Consider the following 2,777-nt stretch of genomic DNA (forward strand, 5'->3'; position numbering starts at 1 on the left):
TCACTATCGTTTCAATCTGACTTGTTATCTTGCTCTCTCCCGATCGCTATCGGCCTCGCTTTCTTTCCTCTCTTCCCTATCTTTTTGATTGGGGTTGCAAAGGTAAGAGTTTCTTTCATTCTGCAAAATCTTTTCTCACTTTTTCTCTTTCTTTTTTCTTCTTTTTAAGAGCAATTTTCAGTGAATGCTTCCCGTTTCTATCTCTCTCATTTTTCCTCCTTTTCACTGTCCTTTCGTAAGGGGGTGCAAAGGTAGGCGTTATTTTCACTTCACCAAATCTTTCCGAATTTTTTAAGAACTTTTTTATTGATCCTCAACTTCTTCTCTATTCTCTTCTGTTTTCTCCGCCGCCTTATTTTTAATAAGGGGTGCGAAGGTAACCGGATTTTCAATACCAACAAATCTATTTTGCCTTTTTAAGACTTTTTTTTAACTCCCCGCTGCGCAAAACGTTGAGTTAGCCACATGGCAGGTACCGGTAATGCAGGTGAATGGTACTGGTATCGTAGTAAACTGGTGGTCCTATTGCCTGGGTATTGTACAGGAATGCTCTACGGACCCTACAGGGAAACACAGGCGCAATACCATACCCAGTGCTATCCCAGTGCTATCCCAGTGCTATCCCAGTGCTATCCCAGCGCTATCCCAGTGCTATCCCAGCGCTATCCCAGTGCTATCCCAGCGCTATCCCAGCGCATTCTCCTACCCTTCACCGCCCGTTCGAACCCAGATAAAGGCGTTGCCTAATACCCCAAAACCGGGTATTGAATATGGTTGAATAAGCTATTTAATACAATTAAGGAGGATTTACAATAGACTTGCAAAGGATTAGCAGTGGATTCACATCAGGTGAATGTCCCGTGAAGGTCTCGTGGATGTCTCGTGAAGGTCTTGTAAACGTCTCGTGAGTGTACCGTGAAGGTCCCGTGAGGTTCAGGTAAAAATCAGGACAAAAGAAAGCAATTGTATGGCTTGAAATGAATGAATATTCAAAATGTAATATACAAAAAAAGCCCCAATGCGCGGCCGGAAACCTTTGCAGGAACCGCTAACCCTTAATCACCCGTTACGATCAACTTCTTCGTTTCGAGCACCTGGCCGCCCTCCGAAATAAAGCCTACAAGGTAATTACCCGGTAAATAGATGTGCATTGGAATAATGCTTCGGTCGTTGACGGGCTCGCGATGGATCATTTGTCCCAACCCATTCCAGATCACTACATACTTCACAGCAACAGCTCCGTTGATACCTACGTAGAAATGACGGGCTGTGGGATTAGGCCACAACAATAACTGGAAGCCACCCGGCTTGCCGCCGACGGCCACGATCTTTGTATACGAAATACCACCGCTATAATCAACCAGCTTTAAACGGTAATAGCTGATGCCGGTATAATTATTAGCATCATCGCCGGTATAATTCAAATTAATGTTGCTGTATCCGTTAAGTGCCTGCGACAACATAGAGTCGCGGCCGGTAAATATGGTTTCATTGCTCAGCCTGCGTTCAACAACAAAATACCTGATGTTGACTTCGGGATTGGTGGTCCAGTATACACGCACAGTTTTATGATCCGTTCTATAGGCATTCAGCCAAACCTTTGTAAACTGAAGTGCGGTATCGCCCTTGCCGGTGAATTTGGTAAAATAAGAAGTGGAGGCCAGCTTACTCCTTAACGATCGGGTATTTACGCCGCTGTTGGCCAGCGCCGCACCCGATGTAAGATAACCATTGTTTGAAGGAGCGATTTGCGGATAGGATGTATCCCAACCTGCAGCAGTGTATTGCGAAATGTATGCATACTGGCGGTTAGCGCTGAACCGGCTGCCTTCATCGGCCGTAAGGTGCTGGATCGATACCTCCACATCGTCGGTATTGGGATGGTTGCGTTTGCCTAATTCCCAGGTTTTGTTCACGCTTTGATCTTTGAGGTCGGCGCCGGTGAACAGGTGCTGCTTCACCCCATCTGAAACCCGGGCATGAAAATCATCGCCCTGGCCCGTCCTGTTCCGCACTGAAACAGGCGTATATGCATTTACACCGGTACCAATGGGGAAAATTACCCAGCTATCGCGGAAGCGAATATTCTCCCTCACCAACAGGCCGGTACCTGTATTGCCGGTTATAATATATTTGACAGCATCGTAACCGGTTATGGAACCGGGACCGCCTTCGCCTATTACGAGCGTATTGTTCTGCAGGTATAAATGTCCGCTATTGAAGTTGAGGTTATGCCTGATCTTAGTGGTGCTTCCGGTGAGCTCTATACCCGCTGCATTTTGAATTTCAAGATGCGCAAAGGCAGCACCCGCGCGGGTAACGGCATTGTATCCACCATCTATTTGTTGGCGGCCACTATCGCCGTTAAAACGAACAAGGCCGCCCGTTGCCGATGCATCTTCACCGCGGTTCCCTTCATCGGTTATAAGCGCATCGGCATCATTCTCCCATTTCTTTCCTTTAAAATTCACCACCGCTTTTTTATCAACCCCCAGTTTGCCCTGGTTCACCACATTCGAAAATATGGTTGCGGTATCACCGGAGAAATACACCTTTCCCTTCTTCGGCACATAAAAGCCGGGCGTTTGTTGCGCATGGGCAGCAAGTGCGCCAATTAAGAGCAACAACAGTAAAAGCGTAATATGTTTATGCAGGGGGCTCACTGGTGAATGGTGAATGGTCAATGGTCAATGGTGAATGGCTCGCGATTTTTCTAACTTACAATTATTTTATGCATTCAATAACTTAGAACTTACTTGATAAATAGCATGACATAG

Annotated in this window: 1 protein-coding gene; it reads right to left on the minus strand. The window is 46.3% G+C overall.

Annotated features, from left to right (window positions below):
• Positions 1–1,055: 1,055 nt before the first annotated feature.
• Positions 1,056–2,663 (minus strand): T9SS type A sorting domain-containing protein, encoded by a 1,608-nt coding sequence (locus tag A4R26_RS08215; protein WP_133054592.1) that lies wholly within the window; start codon positions 2,661–2,663, stop codon positions 1,056–1,058.
• Positions 2,664–2,777 lie beyond the last annotated feature (114 nt).

The organism is Niastella populi (assembly GCF_002078015.1).
GTDB lineage: Bacteria > Bacteroidota > Bacteroidia > Chitinophagales > Chitinophagaceae > Niastella > Niastella populi.